10 protein-coding genes, 1 tRNA gene and 2 pseudogenes are annotated in these 14,581 nt (G+C 63.6%); 7 read left to right on the top strand and 6 right to left on the bottom strand.

Annotated elements, in window-relative coordinates:
- Positions 1-87 precede the first annotated feature (87 nt).
- On the bottom strand, positions 88-4,107 hold the full coding sequence (locus NKL06_RS09375; protein ID WP_023692374.1) for a PAS domain S-box protein: 4,020 nt from the start codon (positions 4,105-4,107) through the stop codon (positions 88-90).
- Between the two features lie 324 nt (positions 4,108-4,431).
- On the opposite strand from NKL06_RS09375, the gene NKL06_RS09370 reads away from it, so the two are divergent.
- Positions 4,432-4,890, top strand: coding sequence for a phasin (locus tag NKL06_RS09370; protein WP_023669330.1), 459 nt, complete (start codon positions 4,432-4,434; stop codon positions 4,888-4,890).
- A 346-nt stretch (positions 4,891-5,236) separates the two neighbouring features.
- Positions 5,237-5,313, top strand: a tRNA-His gene (locus tag NKL06_RS09365).
- Between the two features lie 469 nt (positions 5,314-5,782).
- On the opposite strand, the pseudogene NKL06_RS09360 reads toward NKL06_RS09365, so the two are convergent.
- From NKL06_RS09360 to NKL06_RS09350, 3 genes and pseudogenes are all read right to left on the bottom strand, one after another.
- Positions 5,783-5,905 (bottom strand): annotated as a pseudogene (locus NKL06_RS09360) (glutathione-dependent formaldehyde dehydrogenase); the annotation flags it as partial.
- A 187-nt stretch (positions 5,906-6,092) separates the two neighbouring features.
- Positions 6,093-6,206, bottom strand: a pseudogene (locus NKL06_RS09355) (SDR family NAD(P)-dependent oxidoreductase); the annotation flags it as partial.
- Between the two features lie 68 nt (positions 6,207-6,274).
- Positions 6,275-6,652 carry a hypothetical protein gene (locus NKL06_RS09350; RefSeq protein WP_023807591.1) on the bottom strand — a complete coding sequence of 126 codons (378 nt, stop codon included), beginning with the start codon at positions 6,650-6,652 and terminating at the stop codon, positions 6,275-6,277.
- A 415-nt stretch (positions 6,653-7,067) separates the two neighbouring features.
- Between NKL06_RS09350 and NKL06_RS09345 the strand changes: the two genes are divergently transcribed.
- A complete protein-coding gene (locus tag NKL06_RS09345; protein ID WP_081725440.1) occupies positions 7,068-7,412 on the top strand; it encodes a hypothetical protein in 345 nt (114 codons plus the stop codon).
- A 670-nt stretch (positions 7,413-8,082) separates the two neighbouring features.
- On the opposite strand, the gene NKL06_RS09340 is transcribed toward NKL06_RS09345, so the two are convergent.
- The gene (locus tag NKL06_RS09340; protein ID WP_023807590.1) at positions 8,083-8,889 is read right to left on the bottom strand and encodes an IclR family transcriptional regulator; all 807 of its coding nucleotides are present in this window, start codon (positions 8,887-8,889) and stop codon (positions 8,083-8,085) included.
- A 229-nt stretch (positions 8,890-9,118) separates the two neighbouring features.
- Between NKL06_RS09340 and NKL06_RS09335 the strand changes: the two genes are divergently transcribed.
- The 4 genes from NKL06_RS09335 to NKL06_RS09320 are packed head-to-tail and all read left to right on the top strand — an operon-like array spanning position 9,119 to position 13,628.
- Entirely contained in the window at positions 9,119-10,171 is a 1,053-nt protein-coding gene (locus NKL06_RS09335) for an ABC transporter substrate-binding protein (protein WP_023807589.1), read from the top strand.
- A 27-nt stretch (positions 10,172-10,198) separates the two neighbouring features.
- Positions 10,199-11,698 (top strand): sugar ABC transporter ATP-binding protein, encoded by a 1,500-nt coding sequence (locus NKL06_RS09330; RefSeq protein ID WP_198027046.1) that lies wholly within the window; start codon positions 10,199-10,201, stop codon positions 11,696-11,698.
- Positions 11,695-12,660 carry an ABC transporter permease gene (locus NKL06_RS09325; protein WP_023686801.1) on the top strand — a complete coding sequence of 322 codons (966 nt, stop codon included), beginning with the start codon at positions 11,695-11,697 and terminating at the stop codon, positions 12,658-12,660. Before NKL06_RS09330 ends, NKL06_RS09325 begins: the two co-directional genes overlap by 4 nt.
- A complete protein-coding gene (locus tag NKL06_RS09320; protein WP_023695084.1) occupies positions 12,657-13,628 on the top strand; it encodes an ABC transporter permease in 972 nt (323 codons plus the stop codon). Before NKL06_RS09325 ends, NKL06_RS09320 begins: the two co-directional genes overlap by 4 nt.
- Here the strand turns inward: NKL06_RS09320 and NKL06_RS09315 are convergent.
- Entirely contained in the window at positions 13,602-14,543 is a 942-nt protein-coding gene (locus NKL06_RS09315; RefSeq protein ID WP_023692366.1) for an amidohydrolase family protein, read from the bottom strand. The genes NKL06_RS09320 and NKL06_RS09315 overlap by 27 nt on opposite strands.
- Positions 14,544-14,581 lie beyond the last annotated feature (38 nt).

The raw sequence follows: 14,581 nt of genomic DNA, 5'->3' as shown, positions 1-14,581 counted from the left end.
GCCCCCGTTGTGACAGCAAATCCCATTTAAGGCGTCCTGTTGGACGCCTTTTCTTTGTCCGGGATTCTCGCCCGGGAATGGCCGGCCCTATTCGGCCAGCACCCGCGTCGACGGGAAGGCGACCTCGACCAGCGTCCCTTCGCCCGGCGTCGAGGTGATGGTGAAGCGGGCGCGGTTGGCTTCCACCATCGCCTTGGTCAGCGGCAGGCCGAGACCGGTGCCGTCGCCACGCCCGCGCTTCAGCGCATTGATCTGCTTGAACGGCTTCAGCGCCTGCTCGATCTCGGCATGGCTCATGCCAATGCCGGTATCGCGCACCCGCATGACAACGTCGCCGGAGGTTTCATAGGCGGTCGACACGATCACCTGTCCGCCGGCTTGCGTATAGCGAATGGCATTGGACAGGATGTTGAGCGCGATCTGGCGCACGCTTCTGAGGTCGGCGACCACTTCGGGCAGTCGCGAGGCGAAGCTGGAGCGAATGATGACACGCTCGCGGTTGGCCTGCGGCTGCATCATCGCCACAGTCTCGGCCAGCGTATCGTTGAGCGACACCGCCTCGTAGTCCATTTCCTGCTGGCCGGCCTCGATCTTCGAAATGTCGAGGAGGTCATTGACGAGATCGAGCACATGGTTGCCCGAGCGGTTGATGTCTCTGAGATAGTCGCGGTAGCGGTCATTGGCTACCGGGCCGAACTTCTCGTCCACCATCAGCTCGGAAAAGCCGATAATGGCGTTGAGCGGCGTGCGGATCTCGTGGCTGATGCGGGCGAGGAAATCGGTCTTCTGCGAGGAGGCGCGCTCGGCCACCGCGCGCGCCTGGGTCAGATCCTCTTCGGCCCGCTTCCACTGCGTGATGTCGCGCACCACGGCGCAGAAGCCGCTGTCATTGGGCAGCCTGCCGATGGTCATGAACAGCGGGATGAAGCGCCCTTGCGCCTCGCGCCCGATCACCTCGCGGCCATCGTTCATCACACTCGCCACGCCGGGCTCGGACAGGCCGTTCAGATAGTCGCGGGCCGCGCGCTGGCTTTCGATGGCAAACAGCGAGGCGAACGGTTTACCGCTGACGTCGTCGCTGTCGAAGCCGAACAGCGCCTCGGCCGGCCGGCTGATCGAGCGGATGTCGCCGTCGCGGCCGATCAACACCACACCATCGGTCGCGGTGTCGATGATGGTGCGCATCTCGGCAATGCGCGCTTTGAGTTCGGAGACATCGGGCTGCGTCTGCTCCTCGGCTGCGAGATGCGCAACCATCGGCGGCTCGTTATCGCCGGTACGTCGCACCACCAGCATCAGCGCCTTGCCGGCGCGCCACGGCACCGAACGCAAAATGGCTTCGATCGGAAATTCCTGGCCCTCGCGCGTCTTCAGCTTGAGTGTGTGGTCGCTTTCGCCGGCCGTTTCTGAATAGGGATCGGCAAACAGCGCGTCGAGCCCGCCGGCGTCGCTCAGGTCCTCAAGCGTGTCATAGCCGGTCAGGCCGAGGAATTCCTCATTGGCGTAATGAAGCTCGTCGCCCGAATGGATGAGCAGCGGCACCGGCAGCTTGCCGAGGATCGACGTGTCAGGGGCCTTGTGTTCATCTCCGGCCGAGAATGCCGAAGGCATGAACCCCTCAAGCTTGAGCGGCGGCACTTTCAGGCGCTGTGGTTCTGCCGGCACTGTGTCCGCATCGCCGGCCTTGTCCCCGTCTTCCACGGCCGAGTCAGTCGCCTCGTCGGACGGCGCCCAATCCTCATTGTCCTCGGCATCGCGGAAATCGGCCGACGTCATGCTGTCGTCTTCACCGGCATTGGCCGGCGTCTCGGCAACAACCGGCTGTGACTCTGCGGCCTCGACGATCTCTTGCGCTTGCGTATCATCCGGTTCGGGAGCCGGCGCCGGTTCGTCTTTGGAAGACGTCGCTTCCGTACTGTCTCCGGTGACGGAGCCTGGTTCGGGATCGGCATAGTCGAGCAGGGAGCGCGACACTGTCGGCGCCTTCGCCTCGCCTGCTTCGCTGTCCGCAAGGCCGTCGTCCGGCTGCTCGCCGTCAAGCCGCGCCAGGTCCTTTTCGTCCTCGGCATCGCTTTCCGGCGGTTCGGCCTCAGCCGTTTCGCTTTCGGGCGCGGAGGCCGACGGTTCAGCCGCGGCAGCCGGGCCGGCTTCGTCCGGACTCGAGACCTCGGCGGCTTGCCGGGCTGGAGCGGCTGTTTGAGCCTGGTCCGCTTCGACATGGTCCGGTTTGGGATGATCTCCCTTGGCCCGCTCCAGCCTGGCCTCGTCCGGCGTTGTTTGACTGGTCCTGGTCGGCTCGGCCTGCTTGCCGGCATCCGGCTGCTCCGGGGGGGGATTGTCCTTCTTCAGCCGCTCGCCGATTTCGCGGAAAGCGCTGCGCTCCAGCGTCGACAGGCCCCTCTCGCTTGTCGGCTGCTTGTCGTTGGCGGGCTGCCGATGCTCGGCCAGCCGGATGACCTTGTCGGCAAAACGACGTTCCTGCTTCGGCACGATGGTCAGTGCCGGCACTTCGCCCTCGAACGGATCGGCCGCCCTGGGAGCTTCCGCCACGGGCTGTTCCGGGGCCGGCTCGGCTGCTGCCGCTGGCGCGCCATTGGGGACCAGCGCCATGCCGATTGCTTCCGGATCGACCACCGCATCGCCGGCGCGGGCGACGCCGAAACCACGAAAACCTTCGAAGGCGCGGCTGCGGCCATAGACAGGCAGTGCTGCCAGATCGACCGGTATCTTCAGGTCGGAGCCGGCAACCGGCCACAGTACCGAGCGGCCCGACCAGGTGTCGCGCCGTTCAAGCAGGCCCGCGATCTCGCCCGAGGCGTCGAGGCCGAAAATTGTCGCGACGTCCTTGAAGCGGCGGCCGATCACGTCGGCGGCGGCTTTGCCGACAATGTCGCCGAATTCCGGCGACAGCGCGCTGAACTTGCCCTCGGCGTCGGTGCGCCAGACGAAGCGCAGCGGCGGCGCCGAGCGGTCGATCTCACGTTTGGCGGGAGGCGCAGCCGGTGGGGCTGCGTCAGAGGGCAGGGCGGGCGCAGCGGCACTGCAGTCCAACTGCGCACTCTCGGCCGGGGAAACAGAGTCCGGCTCGGCCTGCGCCGGGCTGTCCGGCTCGCCAGCCTGCGGCTCTTCGCCGGCATGGAAGTACCAATGATCATGTTGCGCCGGCGCGCTGTCATTCGCCGCCTGCTCGCGGCCGGTCGTCTGCTCGCGATGGTCCGCCTTTGTATCGGTTGACGCCGAAGCATCATGCTCGGTGGCAGCCCGACCTGTCTCCCCGACATCAGGCGCGGCCGCGAGTGGGGCGCCCTGATTCCCGCTTGCGGTGGGGTGGTCAGCCACCGCATCCACCGTTACCGCGTTCTCCGCGGCGGCTTGCGCCGGGCCATCGTCGACCTGCGCTGCAGCAGGTTCGGCATCCAGCTCGCCGACAGGATTTTCCTCACCGAGCTGATCCTCGTCGATGACCACCAGCAGATGCCTGGACTCGGTCAGGCGCGCGAAGCCGGCCGGATAGGACGTGGCGCCGCCGGGAACCAGCCGCTTGACGATGCGGTCGTCCTGGCTCGCCACGTCGGCGACAAGCGCGGCCAGCGTCTCAGGCCGGATGGCGAGCGCGCCAAAGCCATCCGAAGCCGCCTCGACAGTGCCGGCGGCGTCGACAAAGGCGATGAAATGGCCGTCTTCGGTAAAGCCGCTGATGGCGCGGGCCGCAATGTCGGCAGCACTGCGCGAGCCGGCCTGCGCTGCCGGCACCACCAGCATAATGGCGCTTTCGCCGTCCGGCATAGTCACCGCACTGGCCAGGAAGCCGACGGCGCGGCTGGTGATGCCGGTCGCCAGCCGTACCGTAATGGCGCGGTCGCTGCCGATCTGCGGGAAGCCCGCGGTCGCCATGATCTGGCGCCTGGCGATCAGCGGCAGCTGAGCCGAGGCGCCGATGATGGCCTCGATATCGGGATAGCCGAACACCGCAGCGCCCGGGCCGTTGGCCCAGATCACCTGTTCGAGGTCGGCCGACAGAATCGCGATCGCGTCGCCGGCGGCGAAGCGCTGGCGAACCGCATCAAGCACGGCGACATCGAGGAAAGAGTAGTTCTCGGAAGGCATGCGCTTGGCGGACCCTTTCGGTGAAACCTCTTGGCGAACCCCTCTTGGCGAACCTACAAGGCGGGCAATTTGCAGTTAACGCTTTGTTAATAAAAGCCCGCGCGGCGAAGGTCCACAAGCCATGGCGGGAAGCAGGTGGAATCTCTGGCCACTTGGTTAACAGCGTCTCGGAATGTCCCTGGATAACCTCTTGGGTGACGCATGGGAAGAAATTTATGGTGCACTGCAACAAAGATATTGCATCGCACAAAAAAACCGCTATATTGCCATCATACATGAACGAGACGGCTTTTTGTCAAAGCCGCTACCCCGAAAGGATGGAAAATGACCAAGGCCAAGACCGCTGAGACCATCGAAAACGTCGAATTCCCGAGCTTCGACGCTTCCAAGGCAACCGACCAGATCCGCGCTTTCGCCGAAAAGGGCGTCGAGCAGTCGAAGGAAGCCTACTCCAAGCTGAAGACCGGCGCCGAAGAGACCCAGAAAGTCCTGGAATCGACCTTCGAGACTGCCAAGACCGTTTCCAGCGACCTGTCGCTCAAGACCATCGCCGCTCTGCGCGCCAATGCCGAAGCCGGCTTCTCGCATCTCGAGGCCCTCATCGGCGCCAAGTCGCTGTCGGAAGTGGTCGAACTGCAGACCGCCTTCCTGCGCAAGCGCGTCGAGACCACGGTCGAGCAGGCCAAGGACTTCCAGGCTGTTGCTTCGAAGGCTGCCGAAGACGTCTCCAAGCCGGTCAAGACCGCTTTCGAGAAGGCCCTGAAGGACATCAAGGCCGCCTAATAATTGCGCACAACTCTGCGATGCATCAAAACGTCGCATTTCGTCAGACAAATAGGTGTGCGATAGAGTTGTCCAAATGAATACCCGGCGAGTGGAACCTCCTCCCTCTGCTCTCCGGGGTGACCAGCCAGCACCTCCTCCCGCTGGCTCGTAACAGGAAAAGGCCGGCACCTCCTCCCGCCGGCCTTTTTCTTTTGCCGAAGAAACCGGCGCCTGTTGGCAGAACCGGCTTTGCCTTATCAAAGGCCTTGAATTAGTCTCTGATAGACCGTATTGGACGCATCGCCGAACGACAGAGCGGATCTCGGAGAATGAATTTTCACCACGATCTGGCTCAGGCGAACGTGCCGTTGTAGCTCAGATGGTTAGAGCGCCGGATTGTGGATCCGGAGGTCGCTGGTTCGATCCCAGCCAACGGTACCATCGAATTTCCCGCTAAAGTATTGATTGCCGATCCCGACGATCCACGAGAGATCAAGACACCTGTATGGCCCTTTCGGCAGGGCAGGAAGACCCTGACTGCGCACACACACCGCGGTGCGGATACCCGCGCCGCAGCTTAGGTTTCATCTTACTCCAGCGGTTCGTCGGTCGGCCGAGGCGTCGTGCCTGCCTGACGAGGACGGCCGGCATTGCGATTTGCAATACGGCTGTCGAGCGGCGATCTGGACGCTTGCTGGGCGCCAGCGGTCTTGGGTGCCGTCGGCCTGGCGCCGGAATCGCTGTCTTCAGCATCGCGACGGGGATGTGGCAGGCCGGCGGCGTCAGGCGACCTGACCGGGGGTGTGGCGGCCGGGTTTGTCGATGCGGGTTTATCCTTGGCCATTTTCAACTCTCGCCTTTTCAGCATGCAGACGGCCGGACAACAAAGTCGGGCCATTGGATAGAACGGTCAGCCGTGCGGGCGCATCACCACTTTGATGCAGCCGTCCTCCTTGTCGCGGAAGGTTTTGTAAAGCTCGGGCCCGGCCTCGAGGCCAGCCGGATGGGTGATCACGAATGACGGGTCGATATCGCTGTTGTGAACTTTCTGCAGCGATGTCGCGTTCATCCTGGATCGTCGGATCGGCCACCTGATCGCAGCGTATGTCGCCTTTGCCGTGCCATGTGAGGGCCTGCATGTGCTGTTCCTTGACGACAAGCTCTGCAAGCCCGAACTTGGCTTGATGTGAAATGTTCCCGCTTCGAACGAGCATCCGGCCTCAACCCTTGGCGGCCGAGCCGGGTTCGGCCATGCCGCAATGCTGCTCGGCCAGGGTGCCGGCCGGCGTTCCATGCGCCGCTGCAACCTGCAGCTTGTTTTTCCAGCCGCTGATCGCCTGCTGCCACGACCGCATCCCTGATCGCTTCGCAGGGCAGAGGTTTGGCGCAAGCGCAGGATCTGCTATCGCGCCAGCATCGCGGCGACAACGAACACGACGGCGGCAACGACGACAAGCGCGACAATGGCCAGCACCGGGCCGTTTTTACTCGGGGCCGGAGCGCGCTCGTCGTCCGGCCGCCGCATTGCATTGGCGAAGCTTGCTTGATTAGCGAAAGCCGGCGTGCCCGTCGCTGCGGGAACCGGCACGGCGCCGGTGTCTGCCGCTTCGGCATCGGTTTCCATAGGCGCCGCCGCCGGGTCGAATCCCGGCGTCTTGTCCTCTGTCACCCCAGACTGAATATCGCCTCTGTCTTCGGCCGGGTTACGTTCGACGTTCATGATGATGCTCCTGCCGCTGGCCCGGGCTTCCCCAACCGCGAGCGGATCAGGATGTTCCATCGGGCGGAATCGCCAACAACCAGGAGCAAATTTCAGATAGCCTTCAAACAGATGTCCCTGGTGGCAACGCGGGCCTTGCAACCAGTCAGCACCGGATTGGTGGTCTCGTTGTAATCGGCCATGGTCGGCAGCGCGGCAGATTCGGCAAAGTTCCAGTCTGGCTCGCAATGCCTGCTTACGCACACCGCCGCTCGTTGACCTTGAGCTGGCTCGTTCCAGCCACTCCAACCCAAATTGCCAGTCCGGCTCCAGGCGGCGCGCTGTTTGTATTCCGTGGGAACATCAACAGCGCCAGCGAGTTCGGTATGTGCAGCGAGTTCCCTGTTCGCCGCATGGCCAACGTCCGGAACTCTTGACCGTCTCGCGTCTTCGCTCCTGGAGCGCGGGCCACTCCTCTTAGCCCAAGGTTGCGATCATGAGCAGAAACATTCCGGAAAAGCGGGCCAGGCAGGGTGGCTTGGGGCGACCGGTCCTTGGCGTGCTCTTGGCCGGCCTTGTCTTGGCGCTCGTTGCCTGGGGGATCGCTGAAATCTATGGCGAGCAGGCTAAGACACCGGCGACACAACAAAACAGCCGGGTTCCATCGCCAGATACTTACAGCCCAAATCCAGGCGAAACGGACCCGGCAAACTCCAAGGCCGATGATGTGAATGGTGAACCGGTGGACCGAAATCCCAAGCTCGACAAGGATCCAACGCCGCGATCAAGCACTGGCGGGGATCAGCCAGGGACACCGCCAACTCAACCTGCTTCGCCATAGCGTTCGGACCTGTTGATGAACACATCCAACAGCAGATGCGGAAATGTGGAGCGGCGATTTCAGCCAATTTCAAGAGCCGGGTCTGTCAATAATCGCCGGCGCTCTCTGATAGCTGGGGAGCCACAAAACCTCCGCTGATTCTTACCGCTTGCTGGATGGCACTGGCGGCTCCAGACCGACTGCGCGCTGTGTCACGCCGGCAGACCTTTGCACCTCTGGGCGCTTTTGAACTTGCAAGTCGATGGAATCGGGCAAGCTGGGTGTAGATGATGCAGTCGTCATCTTATCGAGGTCCGGCAGCAACACCATCTTTGCGTAGCGTGGAGGAACCAGATGGCCTCCGAAAACAGCGAATATCCCGCACACGAATAAAGCGAGAAGCAGGGCCGTAAGCACATCTGTGAAAATCTCGACAAATCTCATGTGCTCGCTCCGCGCGTAAGGATCCCGCCGCGCTCTCGACAGTAAGAGCGGCGGGATCCTCAACCGGCGATGAAGGGACTTTGATCGACGGTCTTCTCCTAATGTGGCTTCCGGTTGCGTGTTCCCTGGTTTGGACCTTATCCACCGACTATGGGACTAAGGTCCGGAACCTAAATGGAACCAATGGGGAAGAGCGGAATCCATGTGCCTTTAAGAGGCTTCAACCTGAGGGCACGACGGCTGATCGTCAGCCTCCCGCCAGAGACAGTCCACGGGCGCGCTCGCGCAGCAACGCAAGCAGTTCGTCGCGCCGTGGCTCCGGCGTGTCGACGGGTAACACCAAACACAAGGTCCTTTTGATGGCGCCGTAGCCGTCACGGATGGGGGCCGCCATGCACCAGGTGAAACGGTCGGCCAAGGCTGTGGTCTCGCTGAAACCCTGCCGGTGGGCCAAGGCAACATCGGCAAAGAATTCGGCTGGTGCAATGATGCGGCCGTCGGGAAGCCTGTAGTCGCCAGATGGGATGAAATCCCTCAACTCTTGCTCGTTCATATGGCCGAGGAGCAGCCGTCCGGATGCCGTCCATGGGATCGGCACCTCAACCCCAACATCGCTTGAGATCCGGAACGGGCCTGGGGAATCTCGGCAGTCAAGAACGACGTATTTGTTGCCACGCAGGCCGCATAGCTGGACCGTCTCGCCTGTCTCGGCGGCCAACTTATCCAAGGTCTCGATGATGCGACGGTAATGGGCATTGTGATGTGAGTAGGCCCAGCCGAACAGATGCATGGCGCGTCCGAAATAGACGTAACCTTCACCGCCGACGTTTTCGAGCATTTCGGCGTCGAGCAGGCTGTTGACGATCTCGTAGGTGGTCGAACGCGGCGCGCCGATCATTTTGGCGATGTCGCCGACGCGCATTGGCGCGCGGTGCCGCAGCAACGCCTCGAGCAGCATGATGACGCGGTCAATGCCGCGTCGTCGTTCGCCGTTGCGCGGCTCCGCGCCGGCTTCCTTCCCGATCGCATCGTTAGTGCCGTCGCTCATGACCATCCGCCAAAATCATTTCGGTTCTCGTCTCAAGGCGCTTGAAAGATGTCAAGGCTCGGTCTAGCATCCAATTTGTCCGATATACAGACACATTGTCTGAAATACCAGACAAACTAACGAGCCTGACGCAGACAAATCCCGAGAGGACACACGGTTTCCAAGACCCGGCGACCGACGGGTTTCCTCGCCCTTGTTCTGCACGTCGAGGCCACAACCTCTGAAGGGAACAGTCATGATGAAATCACCGTTTTTCGCATCCGCCAGCGCGCTTTGCCTCGGTCTCGTGCTGAGCTTTGGCGTCGCCTCGCAGGCCAATGCCGCCGCCAACTGCATCAAGGGCGACCGCAAGGCGCCGTACACGATCGGCTGGGCCAACATCTATTCCGTGCCGACCTGGATGAAGCAGACCCAAGGCACGATCGAAGCCGAAGTCGAGACCCTGAAGAAGCAGGGACTGGTCGACAAGCTCGTCGTCACCGACGCTCAGGGCGATGCCAACGTCCAGATCCAGCAGATTCAGTCGATGATCGATTCCGATGTCGACGCCATCATCCTGATCGCCGGTTCGTCGACCGCACCGGCACGCGTTCTGGCCGACGCCTGCGCCAAGGGCATCGCCATCATCAACTTCGACAGCCTCGTCGATACCGACAAGGTCACCGCCAAGGTCAATACCGATTCTTCGCAGTGGGGCGACCAGGCGGCCAAGTTCCTGATCGACGCTATCGGCGGCAAGGGCAAGATTCTCATCCTCAACGGCCCGGCCGGGGTTTCGGTCAGCGATGACAGGCGCAAAGGCGCCGACGCTGAGCTCAAGGCCCATCCCGACGTGACGGTGCTTGCCGAGACCAACACGCCCTACAACGTCGCGCCGGCACAGGAAGCCGTCACCAGCCTCCTCTTCGCCAACCCCGAGATCGACGGCATCCTGTCGCTCGGCGGCGCTCTGTCGGCAGGCGCCGTGCTGGCCCTCGACAAGCAGGGCCGTGAACAGGTGCCGATCACCGGTGAGAACGCCCGGCAGTTTTTGGAACTCTGGAAAGAAAAGGGCTTGAAGAGCTGGGCGACGATGCAGCCGAACTGGCTCGGCGCCTTCGCCACCTACACTGCCGTCCAGGCGCTGGAAGGCAAGAATGTGCCGGCTTTCGTCAAGATTCCGCTGCCGGTAATCGACAATTCCAACATCGACGAATATCTCGCCCGGGCCAAGGACTTCCCGGCTGACGGCTACATCTTTTCTCCTTACGATGAGGAGCTGTTCAAGAAGCTGCTGGCTCAGAAATAAGCCTGAAGGGTTGTAGCGTTGACAACCATGGCTCCGCTGCTCGCGGCGCGGGGTGTGTCGAAGTCTTTCTTCGGCAACCCCGTCCTGTGCGACGTTTCAATCGCTCTCCAGCCGGGCCGCGTGCATGCGCTGCTCGGCGAGAACGGCGCCGGAAAGTCGACCTTGATCAACCTTTTGTCCGGCGCCTTGAGACCGGATGGCGGGACGATCGAGGTCGATGGACGCGCGGTCTCACGCATGACGCCGGCTGTTGCGCGGCAGGCCGGCATCGCCGTCGTCCAGCAGGAACTCAGCCTGACGGCCAGTCTTTCCATCGCCGAAAATATTGGTCTCGGCGCCTATCCCAAACGGTTCGGCCTGATCGACTACCGCGAACTCGCTGCGCGGGCGAGGGCCGCATGCGAACTTGTCGGCCTGCACGAGCCGCTGTCGACGCCGGTCGGGAATCTGTCGCTCGGCCGCCGCCAAATGGTGGAGATCGCCAAGGCGCTCTACCGCCGGCCGCGCGTGCTCATTCTCGACGAACCGACATCGTCGCTATCGGCAACCGAAACCAAAATCCTCACCGATCTGCTGCAGCGGTTGCGCGGCGAAGGCATCGCCATTCTCTACATCTCGCACCGACTGAACGAAGTCATGGCGCTGTGCCAGCACGTCACCGTGCTGAAGGACGGCACCTGCACGGCCGACCGCACCCTGGAAGGCACCGACGCCGCCGGGTTGGTTCGGCTGATGGTCGGCCGCGATCCCGGTGATCTTTTTCCGCAATGGCAGCCTTCCAGTTTGCTTGCCGACGCTATCTCCGTCCGAAATCTTTCGGCCGGCCTGATGCGCGACGTCGATCTGGATATCAAAACGGGCGAAGTGCTTGGCATTGGCGGCCTGGTCGGGCAAGGGCAGGAAGATCTGCTGCTCGGTCTCTACGGCGCCATTCCGGCACGGACGGCGTCGGCGACCGTCAACGGCGCCTCCGGCCTGCCCGGCGGCGTGCCGAAAGCCAACGCGCTGGGGCTGGCCTATGTGCCCGCGGATCGCAAGCGCGAGGGCCTGCACCTGATCCATCCCATCATCACCAACATGATGCTGCCCGCCTTTGCCAGGCTGCCGGCGCTGAAGCTGCGCAGCCGCCGCGCAGAGCGCGAGACGGCCAAAAGCCTTGCCGCCCAACTCGGCATCAAGGGTCACCTCGGCCGGGCGGCGCAGGCTCTATCGGGCGGCAACCAGCAGAAGGTGGCGCTGGCGAAATGGATGCCGCACGACCCGTTGGTGCTTCTGCTCAACGATCCGACGCGCGGCGTCGACGTCGAAACCAAGCGTGAGATCTACATGATGCTTCGCAATTTCGCCGCCGCCGGCAAGGCGGTCGTGCTGCTCAGTTCCGACACGCCCGAACTCGTGCACCTTTGCGACCGTGTAGGCATCGTCCGCGAAGGCCGCATCGTCGCCATGCTGGCGCGTGGAGCGCTGAGCGAGGAAGCCATCGTCTCCGCGGCGATGGGCGCCGAACAGCGGAAGGTTGCGGCATGAACACATCTTCCTCCGCCCGGCAGACCGGCGCGCTCTACTGGCCGGTGCAACTGCGTCGCAATGTCGGCGTGCGCAGCCTGTTTGCCGTCGTCCTGGTGTTTCTCATCGCCTATGGCGTCCTCTTTCCGGGTCTGTTCACGGCGTCCGGCTTCGCCAAATTCACGCAGAGCTGGTTTCCATTGGCTCTGGTCGCGATGGCGCAGGCGATCCTGATGCTCACCGGCGGCATCAGCCTGGCCATCGGCGCGACGGTCAGCTTGGGCGCGGTCATCGCCGCGACGACGATGGCCGGGCCGCTGGGCGTCGCCGGGGGCACTGCCGCGGTGGCGCTGACGGGCCTCGGCATCGGGGCGGCGACCGGCTTCATCGTGGTACGGCTTCGGCTGCCGGCCATCGTGGTGACGCTTGCCGGGTCGTTCATCATCGGCGGCGCCGCACTGCTGATCCTGCCGCGGCCCGGCGGCGCAATCCCGGCGTGGCTGTCCGACCTGCTTGCCGGCAACACACCGGCGGCATTCGTGCTGCTGGTGCTCATCGTTCTCCTGTGGAAGCTCTATCTCGCCACGCCGCTTGGCTTGAGCCTCTATGCCGCCGGCGAGAATCCGGTCGGCGCCTATCGCTCCGGCGTGCCGGTCGACGGCGCGCGCATTGCGGCCTATGCGATCAGCGGTCTGCTCTCCACCGGCGCCGGCTTGTTCGTCGCCGCACAGACCGGTTCGGGCGACCCGGTCATCGGCGCCGCCTTTACCCTGAACTCGATTGCCGCTGCGGTGCTCGGCGGCATCGGCTTCCTCGGCGGCCAGGGCACGATGCGCGGCGCGCTTGCCGGCAGCCTGCTGCTCAGCCTGATGATCAGCGTCATGTTCTTCCTCGGCTTCACGCCGGTCGCACAATATGTGGCCCAGGGCCTGATCATCATCGGCGCGGTCGCCATCCCGCAATTCCGCAAGGCACAGCAATGACAGCATGGAATGACAGCGCGGGCGGCAAACGCGCCCTGACGGTCCTGCGCAGCCGGCCGTTTCTCACCGTTGCCATCGTTGCCGCGGTCTGGATCGTGGCGAGCTTCGTTTCGCGCGGCTTCGGCGCTTATGGCCATCTGCGCTATCTGGTGGAGCTCGGCGCCGTCATCGGCCTGGTTGCCGCGGGCCAGACTTTTGTGGTGATCGCCGGCGGCATCGACCTTTCCGTCGCGGCCATCGTCACGGTCAGCGCCGTCAGCCTGCCGCTGCTGTCGTGGCAGGTGGATCCGACCGGCATCACCGCCATTCTTGCCGTTCTGGTGCTGACCACGGCAATCGGCCTGGTCAACGGGCTCGGCGTCGCTTTGCTGCGCGTCCACCCGATGATCATGACATTGGCCATGGCGACATTCTTGCAGGGTCTGTTGATCATCATCGCCGGCGGCAGCGCCGTGACCGCCGAGAACCCGCTGGTCCACTGGCTCGGCAATGGCCGGCCGGCCGGCATTCCCGCTGGCGTATTGTTGTGGGTGGTCGTCTCGGCGATCGTGCTGACCACGATGCATGCGACATCGCTCGGCGCCCGGATTTTTGCCATGGGCGCCAACCCGCTTGCCGCGGCGCTGTCCGGTGTTCCGGTCACGTCCACGACGCTTGCGGTCTACGGCATCAGCGGCTTCTGCTCGGGACTTGCCGGCGTGCTCGTGTTGGGCATGAACGGACAGGGCTATGTCGGCATCGGCGATCCCTATCTGCTCGCCTCGATTGCCGCCGTGGTCCTCGGTGGCACCTCGATCCTCGGCGGGCTTGGCACCTATGCCGGCACCATCCCCGGCGCCATCCTGCTGGTCACCATCACCGCGCTGATCACCGTCGTCAACGCATCGCCCGGCTGGCGCAGCATCCTGTTCGGCTCGCTGATCCTCGGCCTGCTGCTGCTCTCAGGCCGGGAGCAGGCGCGCCGATGACACATCGTCGAGCCGATAGATGCGCCTTGCGTTGCCGAAGAACAGCGCCGTCTGCTCGTCGGCGGAAAAGTCCGCTGTGATGGTTTTGAAGCCGTCATATATGTCATCGAACGAGGCATGCAGGCCGGCGACCGGAAAGTCGCTGCCGAACATGGCGCGACCGGTGCCGAAACAATCGATGCAATGCAGGACGACGGGCTTCAGGCTGTCGAGCGTCCAGTCATGATCGTAGGCGACCAGATCCGATATTTTGATGGCGACGTTGTCGCATTGCGACAGAAGCCGCAGCCCGTCGCGCCACACCTGCATGCCATCGGCGTCGCGGTCGATCGGGCTACCGCAATGGTTGAGCACGAATTGCTGATCGGGGAAGGCCCTGGCAAGCAGCCCCGCGTCGGCGAGCTGGCGCGGAAACACCATCATGTCGAAGGCCAGCCGATGCTGGCCAAGCAAGGCAAGCCCGGCGCGCCAGGCCGGATCGTCCATGATGCCGTCACGGGCCGCAAAACGGCGGGCAGGGTCGGGATCCCAGCTCAATATGTCGCGCACGCCGGCGACACGCTCGAACGCGGCTTGCGCTTCGATCAGCGCCGGCGCCTGGCGATCGGCGAGCGGCACGTGAACGACATAGCGGGCGGCGACGCCGCGCGATTTGTCGAGTGTTTCAAGCCAGCGCGTTTCTCCGATGCAGTCGCCACTCGCCCAGCCGGCTTCGACATGGACGGTGGCGACGACATTATGCCCTATGGCATCGCGCGCATAATCCCCGGGCAGATAGTTCCGCCGCAAGGGGCCAAGCTCGCCGAGGCCGCCGCGCTCGCTGGCCGTGGCGGCGAGCCAGGGATGCCGTCCCAGTCTGAGATCCCAAAGATGATGATGGGCGTCGATGATCGGTCCGGCGTAAGGTTCTGGCACGTATCTCTCTCAGGCTGTGACCGGCGATCGATCCTGGC

Origin of the sequence: Mesorhizobium sp. C268A, assembly GCF_040324475.1 — a bacterium.
In the GTDB taxonomy this organism is placed as follows: Bacteria; Pseudomonadota; Alphaproteobacteria; order Rhizobiales; family Rhizobiaceae; genus Mesorhizobium.
This window is presented reverse-complemented; position numbering and strand designations above follow the sequence as displayed.